This is a genomic window from Herbihabitans rhizosphaerae, assembly GCF_004216555.1.
GTDB classification, from domain to species: domain Bacteria; phylum Actinomycetota; class Actinomycetes; order Mycobacteriales; family Pseudonocardiaceae; genus Herbihabitans; species Herbihabitans rhizosphaerae.
In genome coordinates this window covers 460,153-483,950 of sequence record NZ_SGWQ01000003.1, presented here as the reverse complement: position 1 = coordinate 483,950, position 23,798 = coordinate 460,153, and the positions used below count along the sequence as shown (strand labels likewise).

Below are 23,798 nucleotides of genomic sequence, written 5' to 3'. Positions count from 1 at the left end.
GTCCGACCCTAGCTGGCGCACCTGTGGCGGATTGCGTTAACCAGGAAGAAGGAACGTCTGCAACTCGCCGACGCCGAATCCGATCATCGCGCCGACCGCGATCAGCTTCCACTCGTCGCGCCGGAACGCCGGCCGCAGCAGGTTCTCGTACTCGACACGGCTGAGCCTGCGCATGCGGCGCGCGATCGTGTTGCCGATGTCCAGCGCGCCGGCCACGTAGCCGCCGGCCTGCAGTGCCGGATCGGACATGCGGGCCACCGCGCGGTCGGCCGCGGCGTGCTTCATCTCCTCGAAGCGCTGGGAGCCAACGCCGATCGACACCAGCGGGCGCACGACGCTGGTCTGCTCGTCGATGGTGCGCGCCACGATCTCCTGGATCGACGCGATGATGCGGTCCGACCGAGGGCCGCGCAGGATTCCCTCGACGATGTTCGGCACGGTCATCACCTCGGTGGCCACCAGCCTGCCGAAGTCCTCGGCCACCTCGTCGCGCCTTCGCTGGAATATCCCCTGGAAGCGGAACAGCCCGAGAACGCGTTTCTCCTCACGCGGGAAGAAAATCAGCTTGATCGCCAGCCAGTCGGTGAACAGGCCGATTATCGCGCCGAAGACCGGCAGTACGAGCGGCTCCTTCGTGAGTGCCCACACGATCGTCTGCACCAGGCCGAGAACGAATCCGAAGTAGATGCCGGACCGGGCGATGAACGCCATTTCCGGACGGGATATCTCCCTGATGAGCCGCACGGTCAGCCGGCGGTCGCGATGCAGTGCGGTGACCGCGATGTGTTTGACGTCGAGCACCTCATCGACGTTTTCCTGGATCTCGTTGACGATGCGCCGCACCACGACCGGCGCGGCCGCCTGCACCTGCTTGACGACGAGGTCCTGGGCGAGCACCGGGAGCATCTCCCACAGCCGGGGATGGTGCTGCTCCAACACTTCCCGGGCCACGTCGTCCATTGTGGACAGAAGGGGCTGCTCGACCTCCTCGGCGATTCTGGCCGGATCGAGCCGGGCCAGCACCTCGCGCGGGTTGACCAGCTTCGTGGTGAGCAGCTCGGCGGAAATGCCGATCATCCGCTCGGAGCTGCGGGGAACGACACCCTGCCATCCGATGAACGTTCCGTTGATTCCCACGAAATCGACGGGGTGGAACATCATCTCGATCGCCACACGTTTGGTGACGTATCCGATCGCGGCCGCGATGAACGGCATCGAAACATAGATGAGCCAGTGCTCGGCGAAATCGTCGAGAACGGCGTTCACCGGCCAAGGCTATCAATGTGGAAGGACAAGGAGCACCTGCAGCTCGCCGACCAGGAAACCGATGATGGCGCCGACGGCGATCAGCTTCCATTCGTCCTGACGGAACGCCGGCCGCAGCAGTCCCTCGTACTGCAGCGGGGTCAGCCCCTTGATCTGGTCGATGATCGTGTTGCGCACGTCCATCGCCTCGGTGGCGTAGCCCTCGACCCGGCGCACCGCCTCCGGAATGCGCTCGATCGCCTTGCGCGTGGCGAGCTGCTTCATCTCCTGGTAGCGGCGCGAGCCGATGGACACCACGACCAGCGGCTTCGCCACGCTGAGCTGGGCGTCGATGGCGCGGCGCACCTCGCGTTCGATCATCACGAACAGGCGGTCTGACTTCGGGCCGGTGAGCACCGCCTCGAGCACCTTCTGCAGGGTGAGGATCTCGTCGGCGATCAGGTTGCCGTAGTCGACGGCCACCTCCTCCTTGCGCTTCTGGAACATGCCCTGCCAGGTGACCAGCCCCGCGAAGCGCTTCGGTTGACGCGGCAGGAAGATCATCTTCAACGCGAGCCAGTCGGTCAGCCAGCCGGTGAGACCGCCGAAGATCGGCATGATCCACGGGCTGTGCGTGATCGCCCACGCGACCACCTGGACCAGGCCGATCACGGTGCCGAAGTAGATGCCCGAGCGGGCGATGAACCGCATCTCCGGGCGGGAGATGTCGCGAATGAGACGGTTCAGCACGGCCTTGTCGCGCACCAGGTTGGTGACCGCCATGTCGCGGACGTCGAGCACGTCGTCGATGTTCTCGGCGACCTCGGCGATCAGCGTCTCCACGATGCGCGGCGCCTGCGACTGCACGCGGCGGACCAGCATGCGCTGGGCCGGTTCGGGCATCATCTCCCAGACCGTGGGCTGATACATCGACATGATCTCGCGGGTTATCTCGTCGACCGCCTCGCGCAGCGGTTCGCGCAGTTCGTCGGTGACCCGCTTCGGATCGAGCCTGGAGAAGATCTCCTTCGGCCTGATCAGGTTGGTGGTCATCAGGTCCATCGCGATGCTCGCCATGCGGTGCGAGTTGCGCGGGATGACGCCCTGCCAACCGATGAAGGTGCCCTTGATCCCGACGAAATCGATCGGCCGGAACATCATCTCGATGGCGGCGCGCTTGGTGATGTAGCCGATCAGCGCGGCGATGACCGGCATCGTGGCGTACACGTGCCAGTTGGCGGCGACGTCGTCGACGATGCTCTGGAAACTCACGCCGCCTCCCGTCGCCACGCTGCCGATCTGAGCATGTCACGCGTGCGGCGACGCCGGGCACCGTAGGCTGCGCCCATGGCTTCGAGTGATCAGTTCATCGAGGAGCAGTTCAAGGCGCTGGACGTGGACGGGGACGGCTTGGTCACCATCGACGAGTTCCAGTTCGCCCTGACCGCGATCGGCGAGACGGTGACCGACGAGGAGTTGCGGGCGATCTTCGGCGACGCCGACGGTGACGCCAACGGTCGGATCACCCTCGCCGAGTTCACCGAAGCCTGGCACCGCAGCGAATCCGCATGACAGGTTTCCTGCCCGGCGTACGGCGACCAGATCGACGCGAGCGGGCCGGCCGTTTCGGATGAGTCCGAGGGCCACCGGGTGCCGTTCGTAGAAGACCTGCGCGGCACACGAACTGGCTCGTGCGCGCCGAATGCTTCGCCGACTCGCACGGCGCCGCCGCCTTGGTCGTCGCCGTTTCACCGCCGCGACGTGGTCAACCGGGCGCGCCTGAGCCAGCGGTAGTCAGTCTTACTCGGCGGGCGGTGCGATGCCATGGTGATCGAGCAGTGCCTCGACGGCACGCCTGAGCCAACGCACCTCGTCACGCGTTTCAACAACGGTCGTGACAATCGCGGTCACGTCCTCTTCGACTCGCTGTGCGCGCGATTCCAGGCCGCGCACTCGCGCTTCCAAGTCCGCGAAGGTCGTCGCCATGCCTGACAATCTACCGCTTCGCGGCACCCGTGCTGCCCGCACCGCACCGCCGGTCAGAACTTGGTGGTGCGGGCACGGGGCGGCGCTGGTGGCGACGTCGCGGTTTTCGTCGGTGGTGCGCGCGACAATCTCGGGTATGGCCTACGACGAGGAGCTGGCGGATCGGATCCGCGAACTGGTCGCCAGCCGGAGCGATGTCTTCGAGCAGCGGATGTTCGGCGGGCTCGCGTTCCTGATCGCCGGGAACATATCGGTCGCGGCGAGCGGGCGGGGCGGGCTGATGGTGCGCGTCGACCCGACCCAGACCGACGACCTCGTGGACGGCGTGCGGGTCACGCCCATGGTGATGGGCGGGCGCGAACGGCGCGGGTGGCTCTACGTCGAGCTGGACGCCCTCGCGTCGGACGCCGCGCTCGCCGACTGGATCGAGCGCGGCGTGAGCTACGCGGGTTCGCTGCCCGCCAAGCGCCGCTAGAACGGCAGCTTGCGGAAGATCGGGCGCGGCAGGTGGTTCAGCACGGCCATCACCAGGCGCATCTGGCCGGGCACGTAGATCAGCTCCTTGCCCTTGCGCACACCGTCCACGATCGCCGCGGCGACCTGCTCCGGGGTCTGCGCCATGGGAGCCGGCTTCATGCCCTCGGTCAGCTTGGTGCGCACGAAGTTCGGCCGCACCACGGTGACTGTCACGCCGGATTCGCTCAGCGCGTAGGCAAGGCCGGTGTAGAAGACGTCGAGCCCGGCCTTGGACGAGCCGTAGACGAAGTTCGACCGCCGGGCGCGCTCGCCGGCGGGCGAGGACATCACGGCGAGCCGCCCGTGGCCCTGCTTGCGCAGCTTCTCGGCCAGCAGCACACCCAGGGTCATCGGCGCGACGTAGTTGATCTCGGCGACCGCGCGGGCGGCCCCGACCTCGGTCCAGCCCTTCTCGTTGTCGCCCTGGATGCCGAAAGCCACCAGCGTGATGTCGATGTCGCCGTCGGCGAAGGCCTTGTCGATGACCTCGGCGTGCGTCTCGGGCTTGCGGGCGTCGAACGTCAGCGTCGACACGGTGCTGCCGGTCTTGCGGAGCAGCTCGACCGCGGCCGCCATGCGCTCGGACTCCTCCGGGCGGTCGGCCAGGATGATCCGCAGCGGCTGCTGTTCGGCGTACTTCTGTGCCGTCGCCAGTGCGATGTCGGAGGTGCCACCGAGCACGAACAGGGACTGAGGGTTTCCAACCGCGTCAATCACAAGGTCAACCCTTCAAAGGAAAGTCGGGAGTGGACCTCGCACAGCCTAGGCAGGCCGTGCTCGGCGGTCAGAACTGGTAGTACAGGAACGGGCTGAACGTGCCCGTCGCGACGAGGATTCCGGCGTAGGCGAGGCCCACGGTCATCACGGTGATGCGCAGTCCGGTGGCGAGCCGGCCGCGCGAGGATTCGAGCATCGGGCCGGTCACCGGGTGCGCCGGCAGGAAGAGGATCACCACCGCGAGCAGCAGCAGGACCAGCCGCTGGTTGGTGAACGCCACGTCCACGACGTCGGTCAGCCCGGTGAAGTCGGGCAGCAGCATGTGGCCGATCATCGCCAGCGCCGAGCCCATGTCGGTGGCACGGAAGAACACCCAGCCGACGATCACCAGCACCATGGTCAGCGCGCGCCGGCCGATCACGGCGTGCCGGCTCTCGGGCGCCTGCTCGAGGTGGAAGCCGCGCTCGATGATCAGCAGCGCGCCGTGGTACAGCCCCCACACCAGGAACGTCCACGCCGCGCCGTGCCAGAAACCGGTCAGCACGAACACGATGAACAGATTCCGGTACGTCTTCGCCGCGCCGTGCCGGTTGCCGCCGAGTGGAACGTAGACGTAGTCGCGGAACCATCGCGACAACGACATGTGCCAGCGCCGCCAGAATTCGGTGATCGTGACAGACGAATACGGCCTGGCGAAGTTCTCGGGCAGTCGGAATCCGAGCATTCGGCCGAGGCCGATCGCCATGTCGGAATAGCCCGAGAAATCGAAGTACAGCTGTAGCGTGTAGGTGATCGCGCCCAGCCAGGCGATGCCGAACGTCATCGCGTGGCTCGGGGTGGTGAAGCAGGCGTCGGCCAGCGGCGCCAGCGAGTCCGCGATGATCACCTTCTTGCACAGGCCGAGCGCGAACCGGGGGAACCCGGCGGCGAGGTCGTCGAGCCGGTGCGTGCGGTGCTGCGGAAGCTGGTCGGCGATCTCGCGATACCGCACGATCGGGCCGGCGATCAGCTGCGGGAACATCGCGATGTAGGTGATGAACGACACCGGATTGCGCAGCGCCGGCCGTTCACCCCGATAGATGTCCACCACGTAGGAAATGTGGTGGAACGTGTAGAAGGAAATGCCGATCGGCAGCATCAGGTGCACGACCGGGAAATCGCCGCCGAGCAGTTTCGCGATCGCCGCGAGCTGTTCGGTGGCGAATCCGGCGTATTTCCAGATCACCAGGACGGCGATGTCGAACAGCACCACACCGACGAGGACCAGCCGCCGTCGTGCGCGGTCGATGTCCCACTCGTCGGGCTCCAGCGCCGGCCCGGCCCAGAAGTTGACCACCATGCAGGCGAGCAGCAGCAGCGTGGACGGCCCGGCACCGCTGGCGTAGAACAGCAGGCTCGCCACCGCGATGATGCCGTTGCGCCAGCCGCGCGGCGCGACCAGCACGATCGCGAGCACGACCGGCAAGAAGTACCACAGGAAGATCGGACTGGAGAACAGCATCCCTTGAGACCTCTGCTGGTGGACAGGCCGACCGACCCTATCCGAGCCGGGCGGGCCGCCACCGGCGAACGCGGGTTACAGCCGTTCGAAAGGCTCCGCGTAGCGGAAGGTGCCGGTGATCTCCGGCCGGTGCGCCTCCAGCGTGCGGACCTGGAAATAGGCGCCCCACGCCGCCTCCGGCGGCTCGATGCCGTGCTCGGTGGAGGTCACGAACCCGAACCGGCCGTAGAATTTCGGCTCGCCGAGCAGCGCGATCAGCGGCTCGTCCAGCGCGTCGGCGGCGGCGACCACGGCGTGCATCAGCGCGTTGCCCACCCCGGTGCCCTGGCGGGACGGCAGCACGCCGATCGGGCCGAGCCCCAGTGCCGGCACGGTCCCGACCGTGCCTCGGGTGCACACGACGTGTCCGATGATCTCCTCACCGTCCACGGCCACCAGTGACAGCGGTGGCAGCCACGCGCCGGACTCGCGAAGCTGATCGACCAGCGGCGCCTCGATCGGCTCGACGTCCGGCTTGTCCTTGTCGCGGAACGCCTCCGCGTGCACGGCCCGGATCGTCGCGGACTCGTCGTCGTGAGAGCGGCGGATCAGCATGGGCCGGATCATCCGGGCGATGCGCGGCCGGCGCAATCTGATTACCGGCCCCCAGCGCGCTGATTCGCGCACCACAACCCACACTTTGATCTTGCACTACGTACTGGACGCAGCCCCCACCCGATCCCGGGGGCGGCCCTGGACCAGTCTATCGGTGCGCCAAGATCGACAGCGGCCAAGTGATCGACATGTGGATAGAACGCGAGCTGTGGACAACTCGGCGCGCGGGCGGTTCGGGCAGCGGCGTCACACGCGGCCGGCGGCGCGGCGGCGGCGGGCGACCTCGGCGAGCAGGACACCGGCCGCGACGGAGGCGTTCAGCGATTCCACGCCGGCCGCCATCGGGATCGACACGGTCGCGTCGCACGCCTCGCGCACCAGCCGGGACAGCCCGCGCCCCTCGGAGCCGACCACCACGACCAGCGGCGAGGTGGCCAGCGTCAGATCGTCGATCGGCATCGAGCCGTCCGCGTCCAGCCCGACCAGCATCAGCCCCTCGGCGGCGTACGCGCGCAGCGTGCGGGTGAGGTTGGTGGCCACCGCGACCGGCATGCGCGCCGCCGTCCCGGCGCTCGTGCGCCACGCGACCGCCGTCACGCCGGCACTGCGCCGCTGCGGCACGACGACCCCGTGCGCGCCGAACGCGGACGCCGAGCGGATCACCGCGCCCAGGTTGCGCGGGTCGGTCACGCCGTCCAGCGCCACGATCAGCGGCACGTCGCCCGACTCCTGCGCGGTGGTCAGCAGCTCGTCCGGGTGCGCGTAGGCGAACGGCGGGACCTGCAACGCGAGCCCCATGTGCACCGCACCACCGGTGAGCCGGTCGATCTCGGTGCGCGCCACCTCCAGGATCGAGATACCGCGATCGGCGGCCAGCTGAACGGCCTCGGTCACCCGGTCGTCGGCGTCGATGCCCAGCGCCACGTACAGCGCGGTGGCCGGAACACCGGCACGCAGGCACTCCACGACCGGGTTGCGGCCGGCGATCAGCTCCGGCCCCTGCTCCTGCTTGGTGCGCCGCTGCTCGGCCTTCGCCGCGGCGGTGGCCTTGCGCTGCGCCGGATGACCCGGCCGCTCGTCGGCACGCGGCGTCGGCCCCTTGCCCTCCAACGCCTTGCGCCGCTGGCCGCCCGATCCGACGACGGCGCCCTTCTTCGTGCCCGGCTTGCGCATCGCGCCTCTGCGCCGGGAATTGCCTGCCACGTCAGCCGTCCTTCAATGTCCACAGTGGACCGTCGGGGGTGTCCTCGACGGCGATCCCGGCCGAGGTCAGCCTGTCCCGCACGGTGTCCGCGAGGGCGAAGTCGCGCTCCGCACGTGCCCGCTGCCGCTCCTCGAGCAGCTCGTCGACCAGCGTGGACAGCGCCTGCCGAGGCGCGTTGTCCACAGTGGACGAATCGGACCACTTGTCGGACAACGGATCCAGGCCCAGCACGCCGGTCATCGCGCGCACCGACGCCGCCGCGCCGAGCGCCGCCGCGTCGTCACTCGAGTCCAGCGCGGCATTGCCCTCGCGGACCGCGTTGTGCACCGTGGCGAGCGCCTTCGGGGTGCCGAGGTCGTCGTCCATGGCCTCGGTGAACTCCGCGCACAGCGCACCCGGTTCGACCGAGCCGAGCCGGCCGGCCACCCGGTGCAGGAACGACTCGATCCGCCGGTACGCCGACACCGCCTCGGCCAGCGCCGCCTCGGAGTACTCGATCGTGGACCGGTAGTGCGGCGCGACCATGTAGTACCGCAGCTCCGGCGCGCGCACCCGCTCCAGCATCGCCGGGATCGACACCACGTTGCCCAGCGACTTGGACATCTTCTCGCCGGCCATGGTGATCCACGCGTTGTGCGGCCAGTACCTGGCGAACCCGTCGCCGGCCGCGTTGGACTGCGCGCGCTCGTTCTCGTGGTGCGGGAAGATCAGGTCGATCCCGCCGCCGTGGATGTCGAACTCGCCACCGAGGTACGTGGTGGCCATCGCCGAGCACTCCAGGTGCCACCCCGGCCGGCCGGCGCCCCACGGTGTCGGCCAGGACGGCTCGCCCGGCTTGGCCGACTTCCACAGCGTGAAGTCGCGGTGGTCGCGCTTGCCGGTGGCGGCCGTCTCGCCCTGTTGCACGTCGTCCATTCGCTGGCCGGACAGCGCGCCGTAGTCGGGGAACGAGCGCACGTCGAAGTACACGTCGCCGTTCCGCGCGTACGCGTGCCCGGCGTCGATCAGCCGCCGCATCAGCTCGACCATCTGGGTCACGTGGCCGGTGGCGCGCGGCGAGTAGGACGGCGGCAGGCAGCCGAGCGAGTCGTACGCGGAGTCGAACGCGCGCTCGTGCGTCTCCGCCCATTCCCACCACGGGCGGCCGGCAGCCGTGGCCTTGGCGAGGATCTTGTCGTCGATGTCGGTCACGTTGCGCACGAACAGGACATCGTTGCCCTGAAAGGAAAGCCAGCGTCGGAGTACGTCGTAGTTGACGCCGCTGCGCACGTGCCCGATGTGCGGGACGGCCTGCACGGTGGCACCACACAGATAGATGGACGCCGTTCCGCTCCGGACGGGCTGGAACTCCCGTACGCCTCGGGTCGCGGTGTCGTATATGTGCAGTGCCACGCCGAAATGGTACGGGCCACGTATGGCCCGTCCATCTCGTGGTCACGGCTTGCAGTTGCGCATGGCGCTGGTGACCGATCCGATCGTGATGTCGACCGCGCCGGCCAGCGCGGTCAGGTGCGCCGCGACTTTGAGTCGCAGTGCCACCGTGTGGAACGGGCTACACCAGGACGCCGCGTTTGGCGAGCGCCTTCACCAGCGCGTCCGGCCGCTCGCTCGGGTCGAGGCCCGGCACGTGCTCGAACCGGGAGCCGACCGCGACCGCACCGCCGTCGGCCTCCTCGGAGTCGCCGATCATGAGCGCGTCGGCTGGCCTGATCCCGATCCGTTCGCAGGCGATCGTGAACAGTCGGGGGTCCGGCTTGACCGCGCCTTCCTCGAAGGACAGCACGTACTCGTCGACCAGGTCGGCGGCGCCGTGCAGCTCGAAGGTGGGGCGTATGTCCCACGCGATGTTGCTGACCACGGCGACCGGCAGGCCGGCGTCGCGCACCGCCCGCAACGCGGAAACCGTGTCGGGGTAAGGGAACCACGACTCCGGCGTCATGAACCGCTCGTAGAGCCGCTCGGTCATTCCTGGCCGGATCTCCATGCCGGAGGCGCGCATGGCGGTGATGTACGCGGTCCGGTGGGCCACCGGGTCGAGATCGCGCCGCTCCCAGTCGTCGCGCAGTTCGGGTGGCAGGTTGGTGGACGGGCCGGCTGGCGCGATCAGCTTGGCGACGAGCTCGGCCACCTCGGCGACGGCCAGGTCGTCTCCCGCGCCGTCGAGCCAGGACTCGTCGGGCTTCAAGCGGAACAGGGTGCCGGAGAAGTCGAACAGCACACCGCGGATCGAAACGTTTCGGGTCTCCACGGGCACCACCCTAGCGGCGCACGTGGGCCGGATTCTGTGGTCTGGCACACAGGCGTGACATCCTGGGCGGCATGTCGGAATTGCTTGATCGCCTTGGCGTGCTCGTCGGCGACTGGGACCTGGTGGGTGACCATCCGATGCTCGACGCGCCGGTTCACGGGCGCGCGACGTTCTCCTGGCTGGACGGTCCTGGGCTGCTGGTGCAGCGGACCACGGTGGAGCACCCGGACGTGCCGGACAACGTCGCGGTGATCGGCGCGGACGGTGGCAGCGGCGAGTACACGCTCGTCTACACCGACGTCCGCGACGTGCAGCGGGTGTACCGGATGGCGCTGGAGGAGGCCGACGGCGGCCTGGTGTGGCGGCAGTCGCGGGACGCGCCAGGGTTCGCGCAGCGGTTCACCGGCACGTTCGACGAGGGCCGTACCGCGATCGACTGCATGTGGCAGCTGTGCGTGGACGGCATCACGTGGAACGACGATCTGGAAGTCGCCTTCACCAAGGTCGGCTGACGCGCCGCCCACTCACCGGTGGGTGAGTGATTACTACTCCCAGAAGACCTCCAGCAGATCGGAGGTGAGCTGGCTGAGCCCGTTCACGGCGCAGTCGCCATTGGTGTGCAGGACGATCGGAAAGGCGTTCGCGGTGTCCCCGGCGAGCGGTCCACTGGTGAAGTAGGCGCTGATCGTGATCCGGCCATTGGACGGATCCGTGTTGACCGTGATGGCGAACTTGCTCTTCTCGCCGGTGTTCCAGGTGAGCACCGCGCCTTCGGTGATCGTCATGACCGGCGAGCACGACTCCAGCCCGGCCGGCCGGTTGACCGTGCCGAAACCGGTGCGCACGCCGGACTTCAACCGGGTGTAGTTGCCGTTCGGTGAGACGCAGTCGACCAGGCCGCCACGGACCTCGGCGTCCGCCGTCGTGGTCGTGGAGGTGAGCGGTGGCGTGAAGTTGAACTGAAAGTTCCCGGTGCACGCGAGGTCGCCCTGTTCGGCGAGTGCGGGTGGTGCGGTGATCGGGATGAGAGCGAGGGTTGCCAGACTGACCAGGATCGCTGCCATTCGGCGCATCGGTGGACGCCTCCTCGGTAGGCAATGTGACCGGTGCCACAGCCTTGCGGCAAACGGCACAACTGCCAATCCGCCGATCGGGTCCGAGACCCGTCACGCACCGTTCCGTGGCACCAGGCAGGCGGTCGCCACCGCCGCGACGCCCTCACCGCGCCCGGTCAGCCCGAGCCCGTCGGTCGTCGTACCGGAAACCGACACCGGCCCGCCGACCGCGTCGGAGAGCACGCGCTGCGCCTCGTCCCGCCGCTTGCCGATCTTGGGCGCGTTGCCGATCACCTGCACGGCGGCGTTGGCCACGGTGAACCCCGCGTCGTGAACCAGTTGGCGCACATGGGAAAGGAACGCCACCCCGTGCGCTCCGGTCCACCGTGGATCATCGGTGCCGAACACCGCGCCGAGATCACCGAGTCCGGCGGCGGACAGCAGCGCGTCGCACAGCGCGTGCGCGGCTACATCGCCGTCGGAGTGGCCGGCGCAACCGTCCACATCGGACCAGAGCAGCCCGGCCATCCAGCACTCCCGGCCGGCCTCCACGCGGTGCACATCGGTGCCGATGCCGACCCTGGGCGCGGTCACCCGAACACCGCTTCGGCGATGGCCAGGTCGAACGGTGTCGTCACCTTCATGGCATGTGGGTGACCCTCGACCGTGTGCACGCCGATGCCGAGGCGCTCCACGAGCGCCGAGTCGTCGGTGGCCACACCCGCCGCCTGAGCGTGCGCCTGGCGCAGCACGTCGAGCGTGAACCCCTGTGGCGTCTGTACCAGCCGCAGGGAGGAGCGGTCGGACGTGGCGATGACCATGCCGTCAGCGTCGACCACCTTCACCGTGTCGGCGACCGGAAGCACCGGAATCGCCACCGGCGCACCGGCGGCTACCGCGGAGATCACCGCACGGATCGTCTCGACCGGTGTGAACGCGCGCGCGGCGTCGTGCACCAGCACCACGTCGAACCGGCCGTGCACGGCGTCCAGCGCGAGCCGCACCGACTCGGTGCGGTCCGCACCGCCCGGGACGACGCGAACCGGCGCGTCGACGGCCGCCGCACGCGCTGCCTCGGCGATCGGCTCCACGCCGTCAGGCGGCGCGGCGACGATCACCTCACGTACGCCGGCGTCGAGCAGCCGGCGCACGGCATGCGTCAGCAACGGTTCGCCGGCCACGGGCACGAGCGCCTTGGGCAGCCCGGCACCCAGCCGAACACCCTGACCGGCGGCAGGTACCAGCGCGACGACCTCGCACGTCGTGTGCACGGTCGCGTCGTGAAGGCGGATCAGGAAGCGGTGGCGAGGACCTCGTCGAGGATGACTTCAGCCTTGTCCTCGTCGGTTCCCTCGGCCAGTGCCAGCTCGCTGACCAGAATCTGCCGTGCCTTGGCCAACATCCGCTTCTCACCGGCGGACAGACCCCGGTCCTTTTCCCGCCGCCACAGGTCACGCACCACTTCGGCAACCTTGTTCACGTCGCCGGAGGCGAGCTTCTCGAGGTTTGCCTTATACCGCCGGGACCAGTTGGTCGGCTCCTCCGTGTGGGGAGCGCGCAGGACATCGAAGACGCGATTGAGACCCTCTTGGCCCACGACGTCCCGCACACCGACGATCTCGGCGTTGTCTGCGGGGACGCGAACCGTCAGGTCGCCTTGGGCGACCTTCAGGACGAGGTACTTCTTCTCCTCGCCCTTGATCACGCGGGTCTCGATTGCTTCGATGAGAGCGGCACCGTGGTGCGGGTAGACGACGGTCTCTCCGACCTTGAAAACCATGTGTCCTCTGCCCCTTTCGCTGCCCCTATCCTAGCACGCCCGTACTACGCGCTGAGGCGGGTTGGTGATCCGTAATCGCAGGTCAGCGGCCCACCCGTGGTCCGGGCGGGGCTTGACAAACCGGTTGCGTTCGTGCTTGTCCGACCACTCGCGCGATCGCGCGTGCGGTCCAGATACCCTTCCGCCCAGGACGATCTCGCTCCGCTGGCCGCGGGGCAGTGCTGAGGAAGGACCGTCAACCGTGAGCCGTGCACAGCAGAACAGGTCCATGCGGACGGCCGTGGTGGCGATCGGCCTCGCGGCTCTGCTCGGCGCCGCGGGCTGCGGCTCCGGCCAGATCACCCAGACCGACACCCAGCTCCCGGCCGTGAACGGCGCGTTCGGCCAGGTCGGGCCGATCGTCGTGCGCAACGCGCAGGTCGCGTTCCCAAACGGCTCCGGGCACCCCAAGGGCGGCAAGGCACCGCTGATCGTCACGATCGTCAACACCGGTTCCGGTGAGGCGCGGCTGACCGGCGTCAGCAGCCCGGCCGGCGCCGCGGTGATCACCGGTGACCAGAACCTGCCGGCCGGCCGCGCGATCGTCGCCGGCAAGGAGTTCTTCACCAAGTCCTCCGGCGGCATGGTCGGCGACGGACACGGCGACCACGGTGCCGCGGCGACCACGACGCCGCAGCCGACTACCACGCCGACCACCACCGGTCACGCCCCGGCGTCCACCGGAGTGCCGACCAGCGGCGTGACCGTGCTGCCGACGTCGACCACGCCGAAGACGGTGATCGGCGAGCTGCACATCGTGCTGACCGACCTGGCCGCGCCGATCCGCTCCGGCCAGAACGTGCCGGTCACCTTCGAGTTCGCCGGCATCGGCTCGGTCACCGTGGAGATCCCGGTCGCCGTGCCGGCCGCTCCCCGCGAGGAGCCCGCCGACCACGGCGGCGGCGGTCACTGAGCCCCACCCCAAGCCGCCGGCCCACCTACACGCGGCCCACCTACCCCACCTACCAAGCTTCACGCAGCCGGGTGTGTTGACCGCCCCGATCGAAAGCCCCGCTGAGGTCGCCCTCATTGTCGAGGGCGGTCGCCCTTACGACGCCGGAGGGACAGCGGGCGAGGAACGAGCCCGCTGTCGTGGAGGTGGCGTGGCTGGACCACCCACGAAACCCAGCCACCCACACTCGGCACTCAGCCACCCAAGCAAAAAGACCACAGCCCCGTTCGGCGAAGCCGAACCAGGCGACCTTGCCCTCGATAAAGATCACCGCGTCTTGGTGACCTTGGACAGCCCGCGCGGGCGGTCCGGGTCGGCGCCGCGGGCCAGCGCCAACTCGTAGGCCAGCCGCTGCAGCGGAAGCACCTCCAGCACCGGCGCGACCTCTTCCTCGGTGCGCGGCACGTCCACCCGGAGACCGGCCGGCATGTCCGCCGCGGCCGATCCGACGGCCAGCACGTCGGCGCCCCGCTCGGACACGGTCTCGAGCACCTCGCGCATGGCCGCGCCACCCCGGCCCGCGCTGGTCACCGCGAGCACCGCGGTCTCCTCGTCCACCGCGGCCACCGGCCCGTGCAGCAGATCGGCGCCGCTGTACGCGCGGGCGGACAGGTAGCTGGTCTCGGCCAGCTTGAGCGCCGCCTCCGAGGCGGTCGCCAGCGAGTATCCGCGGCCCGTGGTGACCATCCGCTCGGCGAACCGGTAGCGCGCCGCGGCCTCGCGCACGACGTCCGCCGAGGTGTCCAAAGTGGACTGCGCGAGCTCACCCAGCGGCAGCGCGTACTCGCCGGTGCCACCGCGGACCGCGTCCACCAGCAGGTACAGCGCGAGCAGCGTGGCCGTGTAGGTCTTGGTTGCCGCGACCGCCTGCTCCTCGCCCGCGCCGATGTCGATGCTCAACTCGGCGGCCGAGACCAGCGGCGAGCCCGGCGTGTTCGTGACCGCCACGGTCAGCGCGCCGCAGCGCCGGGCCGACTCGGTGGCCGCCACCAGGTCGGGCGACCCGCCGCTCTGGCTGGCCGTCACGAACAGCACGTCGTCCAGCGACGGGCGCGCGTCGTAGAGCGTGATCGTCGACGGTGAGGCGAGCCCAGCCGGTAGATTGAGCAGGATCTCGATCAGGTACTTGGCGTACAGCGCGGCGTGATCACTGGAACCGCGCGCGGCGAGCAGGACGAACCGGGGGCGGCGCCGCGCCACGACGGCGGCGACGTCCGCGATCTCCGCCCGCCGTGCGGTGAGCTCCGCGAGCACCCGCGGCTGGTCGGCGATCTCGGCGTTCATCCGAGCGCCGGCCGTGCGGTCGGTCATGTGTTCCTCCACGGGGCGCGGTACCTTTGTCCAGGTCTAGACCAATCGTACTGGCAGCCCGGCGCGCCGTGATCGCGCGATCGGCGCTGCGCGAGGCATTCTGTGTCTGTGCACTTGCATAGCACGAGGAGGCGGCGATGCTCGACATGTCGACCACGGGTGATCCGGTGTCCGCGGCCGGCACGAGGCAGCCGCGCGAGCCGAAGTATTGGGGGCTGAAGCGGCACCTGCTCGATCTGCTCGCCGCGCTGCCGCCCGGTTCGCCTATTCCCACCGAGCGCGCGCTCGCGCAGGAGTTCGACGTGTCCCGCACGACCGTGCGCCAGGCACTCGCCGAGCTGACCATCGAAGGCCGTCTGCACCGGGTGCAGGGCAAGGGCACGTTCGCCGCGGAACCCAAGGTGGCGCAGCGGTTGCAGCTGTCGTCCTACACCGAGGACATGCGCGCGCAGGGGCGGGAGCCGTCGTCCAAGCTGCTCGAGGTGGCCGAGTTACCCGCCGAGGCGGAGCTGGCTCGCCTGCTGGGAATTCGTGCCGGGGCGAAGGTGTTGCGGCTGCGCAGGTTGCGGTTGGCCGACAATGAGCCGATGGCGCTGGAGACCACGCACCTGCCGCTCGGCCGGTTCCGCGGGCTGCGCAAGCACGTCACCGGAGGCACCTCGCTGTACGAGGTGCTCGAGGAGAAGTTCGACGTGCGGATGGGGCACGCCGAGGAGACGATCGAGACGGCACTGGCCGGACCTGAGGAGGCGGATGTGCTCGGGGCGGACGTCGGCATGCCGATGCTGTTGCTGTCGCGGCACTCGTTCGACACCCAGGGCCGGCCGGTCGAGTGGGTGCGGTCGGTGTACCGGGGTGATCGCTACAAGTTCGTGGCGAGACTGAGTCGTCCCTCATGAGCACGCCGGCCGCGGAGGAGGTGCGCTGGGGAAGCCCGGTCGCACGGGGCGTGCTCGTGACCACGATCCTTGGCTCCGGCATGGCGATGCTGGACGGCACGATCATCAACGTCGCGCTGCCGCGGATCGGCGCGGAGCTCGGTGCGGATATCGCCGGCCTGCAGTGGATTCTGGACGGGTACCTGCTGGCGCTCGCCGCGCTGATCCTGGTCGCCGGGTCGTTCGGGGACCGGTACGGCCGGCGCAAGGTTTTCACCATCGGCGTGCTGTGGTTCGGCGCGGCCTCCGCGTTGTGTGGGCTCGCGCAGTCGACCGAGATGCTGGTCGCCGCCCGGGTGCTGCAGGGCATCGGCGGCGCGCTGCTGACTCCGGGGTCGCTGGCGATCATCCAGGCGTCGTTCGCCAGGAAGGACCGGGCGCGGGCGATCGGCGCGTGGTCGGGCCTGTCCGGCATCGCGGCGGCGGTGGGCCCGCTGGTGGGCGGGCTGCTGGTGCAGCTCTGGTCGTGGCGGCTGGCGTTCTTGATCAACGTGCCGCTGGCGGTGCTGTGCGTGTGGATGGCGCGCAAGTACGTGCCGGAGTCGTGCGACGCGCAGATGAACGGGAAGCCGGACGTGGTCGGCGCGGTGGTCAGCGCGGTCGGGCTGGCCGGTGTGACGGCGGCGCTGATCGAGGCGCCGGTGCGCGGAGTCGGTGATCCGCTGGTGATCGGCGCGGCGGTGATCGGTCTGGCCGCGCTCGCCGGATTCGTTGTGACACAAGTGAAAGTGCGCGATCCGCTGGTGCCGCCGGACCTGTTCGCGAACCGCACCTTCGTGGCGTCCAACCTGCTCACTCTGGTGGTGTACGCGGCGCTCGGCGGCGTGATGATGTTGATGGTGCTGCAGTTGCAGACCTCGCTCGGGTACTCGCCGACCGAGTCCGGCGTGGCGGGCCTGCCGATCACCGTGATCATGCTGGTGCTGTCCGCGCGGTCGGGGAAGCTCGCGCAGCGGATCGGTCCGCGCGTGCAACTCGTGCTCGGGCCGATGCTGATCGCCGCCGGCATGCTGTTGCTGCTGCGAGTGGAGCCGGGCGCGAGCTACATCGGCGCGGTGCTGCCCGGCGTGGTGGTGTTCGGGCTCGGGTTGTCCACGGTCGTGGCGCCGGTGACCGCGACCGTGCTCGCCGCGTCGGCCGACCGGCACGCGGGCGCGGCGTCCGGTGTGAACAACGCGATCGCGCGGACCGGCAGCCTGCTCGCCGTGGCGGTGTTGCCGGCGGTGGCCGGGTTGACCGGCGCGTCCTACGCCGATCCGACGGCGTTGACCGAGGGCTGGCGCACCGCGCTGTGGGTGTGCGCCGGGCTGTGCGTGCTGGGCGGGGTCGCCGCGCTGGCCGTGGACAACGGGGTGCTGCGAGCCGAGCCGGACACCACGCCCGATCTCGAACTCGGCCCCACGGTCGAGGAACTCGCGCGCGACGAGTCGCCGCACCCCGGCGAGTGCATGCACTGCGGGGTGGAGGGACCACCGACGCACGTGGTGCCGGTCAGGAAGTCGGACCGGCTCGCCGGCTAGCTCTGGAGGTTGACGGTGCACTCGTTTCGCACGCCCGACGGTGTCACGCTCGGGGTCGAGCACTTCGGCGACGCGGCGGCGCCACTCGTGCTGCTCGCGGGCGGCACGACCATGCTGTCCTGGCCCGACGCGCTCTGTGCGGCGCTCGCTCGCGGCGGACGTCACGTCGTGCGCTACGACCTGCGGGATTCCGGCGCATCGACGACCGTCGACCCCGACGCGCCGGCGTACACACTGCGTGACCTCGCCGCCGACGCCGCCGCGCTGGCCGGCGGACTCGACGACCGGCCGGCGCACCTGGCGGGCATCGGGGTTGGCGGGATGGTGGCGCAGGTCGCCGCACTCGACCACCCGGACGCGTTCTCGGCGCTCACCCTCGCCGGGACGCGCCCCGTCGCGCCGGGCCCGGCCGACGAGGACCTGCCCGAGCACGACTCGGCGACGATGAAGCGGGTGTTCTCGCTCCCGATGCCCGACTGGTCCGACCGCGCCGCCGTCGCGGACTCCGCCGCCGCCCGCGCGGAGATCCTGGGCAACGACCCCGCCGCCGCACGCGCGACCGCCGAGCGCGTCTGGGACCGCACGCCGGGCACGGAGCCCGTGGTCCAGATTGCCAACCAGCTGGGCATGGTGTTCTCCAAGCTCGACTGCACGCCGCGCTGGCGCGAGCGCCTGCCCGAGTTGGCGGTCCCGGCGCTCGTGGTGCACGGCCGCCGCGACCCGTTCTTCCCCGTGGGCAACGGTGAGGCGCTCGCGCGGGAGATCCCCGGCGCGCGGCTGCTCGTGCTCGATCAGGCCTCGACCGCGATCCCCGCCGCGGCCGCCGACGAGGTGGCGGCGGCGATGCTCGCGCTGTAGCGAGTGTCTGATATCTCGGGCAAAATCCGCCGACGTTCGGCTCCGCCGAAACGGCCTGTGGTCATTTTGCGTGGGTGGTCGTCTCGACGCCTTCGGCGTGGCGGCGGTCGCCCTCGACTTTGTCGCCGACCCCGGCGTGGCTGCCGCTCGGTGCAGGTCACGCCCCAAGGGCCACCCTGGGGCGATGCACAGCGCGGGACTCACCGGTGCACAGCGCGGGACTCGCGCGTAACCACTACGACGAGAGGATCTCCGCGAACCGGGCCGGATCGATGTTCCCACCGGACACCACGGCCACCGTGCGCCCCGCCGGTAGTTCCTCCACTCGATTCAGGTGCGCCGCGACGGCCACCGCCCCACTCGGCTCGACCACCAGCCGTGCGCGCCTGGCCAGCAGCCGCACCGCCTCGACGATCTCCTCCTCGGTCACCGTCACCACGTCGTCCAGCACCCGCAGCAGATGCGCGAAGGTCAACTTCGACGGCTCGCTGCGCAGCCCGTCCGCGATCGTGCGCAGCCGGTCCTCCGGCGCCCAGTGCACCTGAGCCCCGGCCCGAAACCCGGCCTGCGCGTCGCCCGCCAGCGCCGGCTCCACCCCGATCACCTTCGCCTTGGGGCACAACGCCTTCACCGCCGTGCCGATCCCGCCCGCCAGCCCGCCGCCGGACACCGGGATCAGCACCAGCTCCACGTCCGGCATGTCCTCGGCGATCTCCAAGCCGGCGGTGCCCTGCCCGGCGATCACGTCGGGGTGATCGAACGGCGGCACCAGCGTCGCGCCCGTCTCCAGCGCGATCGCCTCGGCCCGCGCCTCCCGCTCGGCCATCGGCACCAGCACCACCTCGGCGCCGTGCGCGCGAGCCGCGTCGATCTTGATCCGAGGTGTGTCCGCCGGGGTCACCACCGTCGCCGGAACCCCGAATTCCTTTGCGGCGTAAGCGATCGCCTGCGCGTGGTTGCCGCTGGAGTAGGTCACCAGCCCGCGCTCGCGCACCTCGGGAGACAGCCGCGCGACCGCGTTGTGCGCGCCGCGGATCTTGAACGCGCCGATCGGCTGCAGGCTCTCCGGCTTGACCCACAGCGGACGGTCGGGCGTGCCGAGGTTGGTCGGAAGCAGGGGCGTGCGGACGGCGGTCCCGGCGATCCGCTCGGCGGCCGCGCGGATGTCCTCGATCGTGATCAGCTGCATGAACCCCAGTCTGCCCCGGTCACCCGAACGGTGTAGAGGCACCGCGCTGCGTGACACCTATTTGTCCCCGGTTGGCCGCTTCCGTTGAACGCGAAGCGTGCTTACGTTTCTCCCAGAGGGCCATCCGATCGGATGACACTCGAACGGACGCAGCACCTTCTCGTCCCGCGTCCGTCGTTTCTCTCTCCACGCCGGCGGTTTCGCTCACCAGTGATGTCCGCCGGTCCCTGCACTCGACACGAGGGAGACCATCCATGAATCGCACCAAGGTCGCCGGGTTCGCCGGCGCTGTCGTCATGGCCGCCGGCCTGGCGACCGCGTTCGGATTGCCGGCCGCCGCGACACCGACCCCGACCGACGTCGCACCCGAGTTGCTGCACGCCATGCAGCGTGATCTCGGACTCGACGCCGATCAGGCCAGATCGAGATTGGCCAACGAGGCAAGAGCGGGCGCGATCGAGTCGTCGCTGCGCGGCAGTCTCGGCGAGGCGTTCGCCGGAGCGTGGTTCGACGCGGAGAAGCTCGTCGTCGGCGTGACCGACGCGAGCCGCGCCGACGCCGTGCGCACCGCCGGCGCCGAGCCGCGGGTCGTGGCCAGTTCGCTGCACCGGCTCGACGCGGCCAAGGCCGCGCTGGACCGCACGGCGGCACCCGCGTCGGTCAACGGCTGGTACGTCGACACCCCGACGAACAGCCTGGTCGTCGAGGTCGCCGACGACAGCGCGCAGGCGCGGTCGTTCACGGCCAACGCACACGGAGTCGCGGTCCGCACGGTCGTCACCGAGAAGGCCAGGCCGTTGTACGACGTGCGTGGCGGTGACGCCTGGTACATCGGCTCGTCGGGTCGCTGCTCGGTCGGCTTCAGCGCGACCGGCTCCAGCGGAAGCAAGCACTTCGTGACCGCGGGCCACTGCACCGAATCGGGTGGTACCGCGTACGGGTACAACCGCGTCGCCATGGGGCCGATCCGAGGGAGCACGTTCAACTCGCGTGGCGACTACGGCAAGGTCGACGTGACCAGTTCGCAGTGGACGCTGCGGCCGCTGGTGAAGACCGCCAGTGGCACCCTCACCGTGCGTGGCTCGTCCGAGGCCGCCGTCGGTGCCTCGGTGTGCCGCTCGGGCTCCACCACGGGCTATCGCTGCGGCACGATCCAGGCGAAGAACCAGACTGTGAACTACCCAGGCGTCACGGTCGGCGGGCTCACGAGGACCAGCGCGTGCGCCGAGCCCGGCGACTCCGGCGGGTCGTTCATCACCGGTGCCGGCCAGGCGCAGGGCATGACCTCCGGCGGCTCCGGCAACTGCCGTTCCGGTGGCACGACCTACTTCCAGCCGGTGAACGAGGCGCTGAGCGCATACGGGCTGCGCCTGGTCACGGGCTAGAACCGTTGGTGCACAGGCAAACCGAATGACTGTCTCATGTGGACAGTGGGCGGGCCCCGGCGAACCCTGCCGCCGGGGCCCGCTCGCCTCCGCGACGCGGATCACATCGGGTCCGGTCACATCTGGCTGAGCCGTCTCGTCCTGGATGTGTAGCCATCGAGAGGAGTTCGGCCATGGAAGCCCGTTTGAACATGTTCGGCAACGCGATCGCCGAGAAGATCATCAAGCGCCTCGGCGCGACCAACGCGGTGCTCAAGGAGTCGCCGCTGCCGGCGGCGACGCAGGAGCTGGTGAAGATCCGCGCGAGTCAGATCAACGGCTGCGGTTTCTGCACCGACATGCACACCAAGGAGGCCATCGCCGCCGGTGAGACGTCGTTGCGCCTCAACCTGATCGCGGCCTGGCGCGAGGCCACGGTCTTCACCGACGCGGAGCGCGCCGCGCTGGAGCTGACCGAGGAGGGGACCCGCATCGCCGACGCCGCCGGCGGGGTCAGCGACGAGGTCTGGGGCAACGCCGCCAAGCACTACGACGAGGACCAGCTGTTCGCCCTGGTGTCGCTGATCGCCCTGATCAACACCTACAACCGGATGAACGTGATCGTCCGGCAGCCGGCGGGCAGCTACGAGGTCGGTCAGTTCGGCTGATCGCGCAGGCGGGCGGCGAGCTCGGCGGCCGCCGCCCGCGGGTCGGCCGCTTCGGTGATGGCGCGAACGACCACCACCCGGTCGGCGCCGGCCGCGCGCACCTCGTCGAGGCGGCCGGCGTCGATGCCGCCGATCGCGAACCACGGGCGCGCGGTGCTCAGCGCGGCCGTGTCGCGCACCAGGTTCAGCCCGGGCGCCGGCCGGCCCGGCTTGGTCGGCGTCGGCCAGCACGGGCCGGTGCAGAAGTAGTCGACGCCCGGCTCGTCCGCGGCCGCGCGCGCCTGGGTCAGGTCGTGTGTGGACAGGCCGATCACCACGTCGTCACCCACGATTCGGCGTGCCACCCGAACGGGGAGATCGTCCTGGCCAAGGTGAAGAACATCCGCCCCGGCGGCCACCGCGACATCGGCCCGGTCGTTCACCGCCAGCAGCACGCCGTGTCTCGCGCACGCCTCGGCGACGATCTCCAGCGCGGCCAGCTCCTGCTTGGCCTCCAGCGGCACGTCCTCCTGCTTGTCGCGCAGTTGGACGATGTCCACACCGCCGGCCAGCGCGGCGTCCACGAACTCGGGGAGGTCGCCGCGATCGGTTCGCGCGTCGGTGCACAGGTACAGCCGCGCGTCGGCCAGTCGTGCCCTGATCTCGTCTCCACCCAAACCTGGCATGGTGTGCAAGCTAGTCGAGTGGGTAACGTGGAGCCCGGTCGCACGGGAGCCCGGAGGTGCCGGGCTGAGAGGGAGTCCTACCGGCTCCGACCGTCGAACCTGATCCGGGTCATGCCGGCGCAGGGAGCGTGGTGGGTATGAGTGAACGAGTGGTCATCGTCGGTGGCGGCGCCATCGGGCTGTCCTGTGCCTGGCGGGCGGCGGCGGCCGGTTTCGCCGTCCGGCTGATCGACGAGCCGTCGCCGAGGTCCGGCTCGTGGGTGGCCGGCGGCATGCTGGCGCCGATCACCGAGGCGTGGCCGGGCGAGGAGAGCCTGCTCGAACTCGGGTCGCAGTCCCTGGCGCGCTGGCCGGCGTTCGCCGAGCGACTGTCCGCCGAGGGTGGGGACGTCGGGCTGACCGCACACGGCACGGTGGTCGCCGGCACCGACAGCGCGGACGCCGAGGTGTTGGACATGCTGGCCGGCCACCTCGCCGGCGTGGGCCGGCAGGTGCACGAGGTGGACGCGGCGGCGCTGCGGGAGCTGATCCCCGGCCTCGGCCCGTCCGTCCGAAGTGGACTGTTCGTGCCCGAGGATCTGGCCGTGGACAACAGAAGGCTGCTCACGGCGCTGCAGGAAGCGTGTCGGGTGCACAACGTGCTGTCCCACGGCGGGCACGTCGAGCGGGTCGAGCCCGGCGCGGTCACCTTCGCCGACGGGTCCACTGTGGACGGTGACGTGGTGATCGTCGCGGCCGGCGCGTGGAGCGCGCTGCTGCACCCGGCACTGGCCACCGCGGTGCGTCCGGTGAAGGGCGAGATCCTGCGGCTGGCGCACCGTCCCGGCGCGCTGCCGCCGCCTGTGCACACCGTGCGCGCGCGGGTCGAGGGACGGGCGGTCTACCTGGTGCCGCGCGATGACGGGCTGGTGCTCGGCGCGACGCAGTACGAGGCCGGTTTCGACGAGGGTGTGAAGGTGTCCGGCGTGCGCGACCTGCTGCGGGACGCCGAGGTGGTGCTGCCGGGGCTCGCCGAGTACTCACTGGCCGAGGCGGGCGTCGGGTTCCGTGCGACCAGTGCGGACAACCTTCCCCTGATCGGGTGGGTGGAGCCCGGCGTGATGGTGGCCTCCGGTCACCATCGCAACGGCCTGCTGCTGGCCCCGCTGACCGCCGACGCGGTGCTGGACCTGTTGCAGGGCAACGAGTTGCCGGACGTCGCGCGCCCCACCGACGCGGCCCGGTTGAACAAGGAGCGAACAGCGTGAAGGTGCGACTGAACGACGACATCGTGGAGTTGGCCGACGGTGCGACCGTGGCCGACGCGCTCGACCACCTCGGGTACTCGCCGAACGGCCTGGCCGTCGCGGTGGACGGCGAGGTCGTGCCGCGTGCCGCGCACCGCAAAACCAGGCTCGTCGAGGGCACCACGGTCGACGTGCTGTCCGCCGTCCAGGGCGGGTGAGTCC

At 70.0% G+C, this 23,798-nt stretch carries 27 protein-coding genes and 1 riboswitch; of the genes, 11 read left to right on the top strand and 16 right to left on the bottom strand.

Annotated features, from left to right (window positions below):
* Positions 1-36 precede the first annotated feature (36 nt).
* Both EV193_RS11970 and EV193_RS11965 read right to left on the bottom strand, forming a co-directional pair.
* Entirely contained in the window at positions 37-1,266 is a 1,230-nt protein-coding gene (locus EV193_RS11970) for a DUF445 domain-containing protein (protein ID WP_130344110.1), read from the bottom strand.
* Between the two features lie 12 nt (positions 1,267-1,278).
* Entirely contained in the window at positions 1,279-2,517 is a 1,239-nt protein-coding gene (locus EV193_RS11965) for a DUF445 domain-containing protein (protein WP_130344109.1), read from the bottom strand.
* A gap of 75 nt (positions 2,518-2,592) precedes the next feature.
* On the opposite strand from EV193_RS11965, the gene EV193_RS11960 reads away from it, so the two are divergent.
* Positions 2,593-2,817, top strand: coding sequence for an EF-hand domain-containing protein (locus EV193_RS11960; protein WP_130344108.1), 225 nt, complete (start codon positions 2,593-2,595; stop codon positions 2,815-2,817).
* A 228-nt stretch (positions 2,818-3,045) separates the two neighbouring features.
* Here EV193_RS11960 and EV193_RS11955 read toward each other — a convergent pair whose 3' ends face one another.
* Positions 3,046-3,231: a hypothetical protein gene (locus EV193_RS11955; RefSeq protein WP_130344107.1), complete on the bottom strand. Its 186-nt coding sequence runs from the start codon at positions 3,229-3,231 to the stop codon at positions 3,046-3,048.
* Between EV193_RS11955 and EV193_RS11950 the strand changes: the two genes are divergently transcribed.
* Entirely contained in the window at positions 3,230-3,706 is a 477-nt protein-coding gene (locus tag EV193_RS11950; protein WP_242613309.1) for a TfoX/Sxy family protein, read from the top strand. The two genes, EV193_RS11955 and EV193_RS11950, sit on opposite strands and share 2 nt — an antisense overlap.
* Here the strand turns inward: EV193_RS11950 and dprE2 are convergent.
* From dprE2 to EV193_RS11920, 6 genes are all read right to left on the bottom strand, one after another.
* On the bottom strand, positions 3,703-4,464 hold the full coding sequence (gene dprE2, locus EV193_RS11945; RefSeq protein WP_130344106.1) for a decaprenylphospho-beta-D-erythro-pentofuranosid-2-ulose 2-reductase: 762 nt from the start codon (positions 4,462-4,464) through the stop codon (positions 3,703-3,705). The two genes, EV193_RS11950 and dprE2, sit on opposite strands and share 4 nt — an antisense overlap.
* 67 nt (positions 4,465-4,531) lie before the next feature.
* The gene (locus EV193_RS11940) at positions 4,532-5,965 is read right to left on the bottom strand and encodes an MBOAT family O-acyltransferase (protein ID WP_130344105.1); all 1,434 of its coding nucleotides are present in this window, start codon (positions 5,963-5,965) and stop codon (positions 4,532-4,534) included.
* Positions 5,966-6,040: 75 nt separating this feature from the next.
* Complete coding sequence (locus EV193_RS11935; RefSeq protein WP_130344104.1) at positions 6,041-6,559, bottom strand: GNAT family N-acetyltransferase; 519 nt, start codon at positions 6,557-6,559, stop codon at positions 6,041-6,043.
* Between the two features lie 246 nt (positions 6,560-6,805).
* Positions 6,806-7,762, bottom strand: a complete 957-nt coding sequence (gene rlmB, locus EV193_RS11930) for a 23S rRNA (guanosine(2251)-2'-O)-methyltransferase RlmB (RefSeq protein ID WP_130344103.1) — start codon at positions 7,760-7,762, stop codon at positions 6,806-6,808.
* Between the two features lies 1 nt (position 7,763).
* Positions 7,764-9,155 carry a cysteine--tRNA ligase gene (gene cysS, locus EV193_RS11925; protein WP_130344102.1) on the bottom strand — a complete coding sequence of 464 codons (1,392 nt, stop codon included), beginning with the start codon at positions 9,153-9,155 and terminating at the stop codon, positions 7,764-7,766.
* A gap of 160 nt (positions 9,156-9,315) precedes the next feature.
* On the bottom strand, positions 9,316-10,011 hold the full coding sequence (locus EV193_RS11920) for an HAD family hydrolase (protein ID WP_130344101.1): 696 nt from the start codon (positions 10,009-10,011) through the stop codon (positions 9,316-9,318).
* Positions 10,012-10,082: 71 nt separating this feature from the next.
* On the opposite strand from EV193_RS11920, the gene EV193_RS11915 reads away from it, so the two are divergent.
* Positions 10,083-10,523, top strand: a complete 441-nt coding sequence (locus EV193_RS11915; RefSeq protein WP_130344100.1) for a hypothetical protein — start codon at positions 10,083-10,085, stop codon at positions 10,521-10,523.
* 33 nt (positions 10,524-10,556) lie between these two features.
* On the opposite strand, the gene EV193_RS11910 is transcribed toward EV193_RS11915, so the two are convergent.
* The 4 genes from EV193_RS11910 to EV193_RS11895 form a co-directional block, all read right to left on the bottom strand.
* Entirely contained in the window at positions 10,557-11,084 is a 528-nt protein-coding gene (locus EV193_RS11910; RefSeq protein WP_130344099.1) for a hypothetical protein, read from the bottom strand.
* Between the two features lie 93 nt (positions 11,085-11,177).
* Complete coding sequence (ispF, locus tag EV193_RS11905) at positions 11,178-11,660, bottom strand: 2-C-methyl-D-erythritol 2,4-cyclodiphosphate synthase (RefSeq protein ID WP_130344098.1); 483 nt, start codon at positions 11,658-11,660, stop codon at positions 11,178-11,180.
* Positions 11,657-12,337: a 2-C-methyl-D-erythritol 4-phosphate cytidylyltransferase gene (gene ispD, locus EV193_RS11900; protein WP_130344097.1), complete on the bottom strand. Its 681-nt coding sequence runs from the start codon at positions 12,335-12,337 to the stop codon at positions 11,657-11,659. Before ispD ends, ispF begins: the two co-directional genes overlap by 4 nt.
* 20 nt (positions 12,338-12,357) lie before the next feature.
* The gene (locus EV193_RS11895; RefSeq protein WP_130344096.1) at positions 12,358-12,846 is read right to left on the bottom strand and encodes a CarD family transcriptional regulator; all 489 of its coding nucleotides are present in this window, start codon (positions 12,844-12,846) and stop codon (positions 12,358-12,360) included.
* Between the two features lie 241 nt (positions 12,847-13,087).
* On the opposite strand from EV193_RS11895, the gene EV193_RS11890 reads away from it, so the two are divergent.
* Positions 13,088-13,798: a copper chaperone PCu(A)C domain-containing protein gene (locus tag EV193_RS11890; protein ID WP_130344095.1), complete on the top strand. Its 711-nt coding sequence runs from the start codon at positions 13,088-13,090 to the stop codon at positions 13,796-13,798.
* A gap of 306 nt (positions 13,799-14,104) precedes the next feature.
* On the opposite strand, the gene EV193_RS11885 is transcribed toward EV193_RS11890, so the two are convergent.
* Positions 14,105-15,148 (bottom strand): SIS domain-containing protein, encoded by a 1,044-nt coding sequence (locus tag EV193_RS11885; protein ID WP_130344094.1) that lies wholly within the window; start codon positions 15,146-15,148, stop codon positions 14,105-14,107.
* Positions 15,149-15,285: 137 nt separating this feature from the next.
* Here EV193_RS11885 and EV193_RS11880 point away from each other — a divergent pair, with 137 nt between their 5' ends.
* Genes EV193_RS11880 through EV193_RS11870 form a run of 3 tightly spaced genes read left to right on the top strand, consistent with a single transcriptional unit; the run spans position 15,286 to position 18,464 of the window.
* Entirely contained in the window at positions 15,286-16,047 is a 762-nt protein-coding gene (locus tag EV193_RS11880; RefSeq protein ID WP_130344093.1) for a GntR family transcriptional regulator, read from the top strand.
* Positions 16,044-17,606: an MFS transporter gene (locus tag EV193_RS11875; protein ID WP_130344092.1), complete on the top strand. Its 1,563-nt coding sequence runs from the start codon at positions 16,044-16,046 to the stop codon at positions 17,604-17,606. Before EV193_RS11880 ends, EV193_RS11875 begins: the two co-directional genes overlap by 4 nt.
* Before the next feature lie 15 nt (positions 17,607-17,621).
* A complete protein-coding gene (locus tag EV193_RS11870) occupies positions 17,622-18,464 on the top strand; it encodes an alpha/beta fold hydrolase (protein ID WP_130344091.1) in 843 nt (280 codons plus the stop codon).
* A gap of 235 nt (positions 18,465-18,699) precedes the next feature.
* Here the strand turns inward: EV193_RS11870 and EV193_RS11865 are convergent, their stop codons facing one another.
* Positions 18,700-19,653 (bottom strand): threonine ammonia-lyase, encoded by a 954-nt coding sequence (locus EV193_RS11865; RefSeq protein WP_130344090.1) that lies wholly within the window; start codon positions 19,651-19,653, stop codon positions 18,700-18,702.
* Positions 19,654-19,907: 254 nt separating this feature from the next.
* Between EV193_RS11865 and EV193_RS11860 the strand changes: the two genes are divergently transcribed.
* On the top strand, positions 19,908-21,038 hold the full coding sequence (locus tag EV193_RS11860; protein ID WP_130344089.1) for a S1 family peptidase: 1,131 nt from the start codon (positions 19,908-19,910) through the stop codon (positions 21,036-21,038).
* A gap of 173 nt (positions 21,039-21,211) precedes the next feature.
* Positions 21,212-21,685, top strand: a complete 474-nt coding sequence (locus EV193_RS11855) for a carboxymuconolactone decarboxylase family protein (RefSeq protein WP_130344088.1) — start codon at positions 21,212-21,214, stop codon at positions 21,683-21,685.
* On the opposite strand, the gene thiE is transcribed toward EV193_RS11855, so the two are convergent.
* On the bottom strand, positions 21,673-22,350 hold the full coding sequence (thiE, locus tag EV193_RS11850) for a thiamine phosphate synthase (protein WP_130344087.1): 678 nt from the start codon (positions 22,348-22,350) through the stop codon (positions 21,673-21,675). The genes EV193_RS11855 and thiE overlap by 13 nt on opposite strands.
* Before the next feature lie 32 nt (positions 22,351-22,382).
* Positions 22,383-22,493, top strand: a riboswitch (TPP riboswitch).
* Between thiE and thiO the strand changes: the two genes are divergently transcribed.
* Positions 22,488-23,597, top strand: coding sequence for a glycine oxidase ThiO (gene thiO / locus EV193_RS11845; RefSeq protein WP_130344086.1), 1,110 nt, complete (start codon positions 22,488-22,490; stop codon positions 23,595-23,597). Its footprint overlaps the riboswitch before it by 6 nt.
* Positions 23,594-23,794 carry a sulfur carrier protein ThiS gene (gene thiS / locus EV193_RS11840; protein WP_130344085.1) on the top strand — a complete coding sequence of 67 codons (201 nt, stop codon included), beginning with the start codon at positions 23,594-23,596 and terminating at the stop codon, positions 23,792-23,794. The genes thiO and thiS overlap by 4 nt, the downstream gene beginning before the upstream one ends.
* The last annotated feature ends 4 nt before the right edge of the window (positions 23,795-23,798 follow it).

Bases quoted from the DNA above. Each gene is read 5' to 3' on its own strand.
- thiO (WP_130344086.1), top strand. From the start codon at position 22,488: ATGAGTGAACGAGTGGTCATCGTCGGTGGCGGCGCCATCGGGCTGTCC.
- EV193_RS11950 (WP_242613309.1), top strand. From the start codon at position 3,230: ATGCCTGACAATCTACCGCTTCGCGGCACCCGTGCTGCCCGCACCGCA.
- EV193_RS11915 (WP_130344100.1), top strand. From the start codon at position 10,083: ATGTCGGAATTGCTTGATCGCCTTGGCGTGCTCGTCGGCGACTGGGAC.
- EV193_RS11895 (WP_130344096.1), bottom strand. From the start codon at position 12,846: ATGGTTTTCAAGGTCGGAGAGACCGTCGTCTACCCGCACCACGGTGCC.
- EV193_RS11960 (WP_130344108.1), top strand. From the start codon at position 2,593: ATGGCTTCGAGTGATCAGTTCATCGAGGAGCAGTTCAAGGCGCTGGAC.
- EV193_RS11865 (WP_130344090.1), bottom strand. From the start codon at position 19,653: ATGCAGCTGATCACGATCGAGGACATCCGCGCGGCCGCCGAGCGGATC.
- EV193_RS11880 (WP_130344093.1), top strand. From the start codon at position 15,286: ATGCTCGACATGTCGACCACGGGTGATCCGGTGTCCGCGGCCGGCACG.
- EV193_RS11875 (WP_130344092.1), top strand. From the start codon at position 16,044: ATGAGCACGCCGGCCGCGGAGGAGGTGCGCTGGGGAAGCCCGGTCGCA.
- EV193_RS11885 (WP_130344094.1), bottom strand. From the start codon at position 15,148: ATGACCGACCGCACGGCCGGCGCTCGGATGAACGCCGAGATCGCCGAC.
- EV193_RS11910 (WP_130344099.1), bottom strand. From the start codon at position 11,084: ATGCGCCGAATGGCAGCGATCCTGGTCAGTCTGGCAACCCTCGCTCTC.
- EV193_RS11855 (WP_130344088.1), top strand. From the start codon at position 21,212: ATGGAAGCCCGTTTGAACATGTTCGGCAACGCGATCGCCGAGAAGATC.
- EV193_RS11935 (WP_130344104.1), bottom strand. From the start codon at position 6,559: ATGCTGATCCGCCGCTCTCACGACGACGAGTCCGCGACGATCCGGGCC.
- EV193_RS11860 (WP_130344089.1), top strand. From the start codon at position 19,908: ATGAATCGCACCAAGGTCGCCGGGTTCGCCGGCGCTGTCGTCATGGCC.
- EV193_RS11955 (WP_130344107.1), bottom strand. From the start codon at position 3,231: ATGGCGACGACCTTCGCGGACTTGGAAGCGCGAGTGCGCGGCCTGGAA.
- EV193_RS11940 (WP_130344105.1), bottom strand. From the start codon at position 5,965: ATGCTGTTCTCCAGTCCGATCTTCCTGTGGTACTTCTTGCCGGTCGTG.
- thiE (WP_130344087.1), bottom strand. From the start codon at position 22,350: ATGCCAGGTTTGGGTGGAGACGAGATCAGGGCACGACTGGCCGACGCG.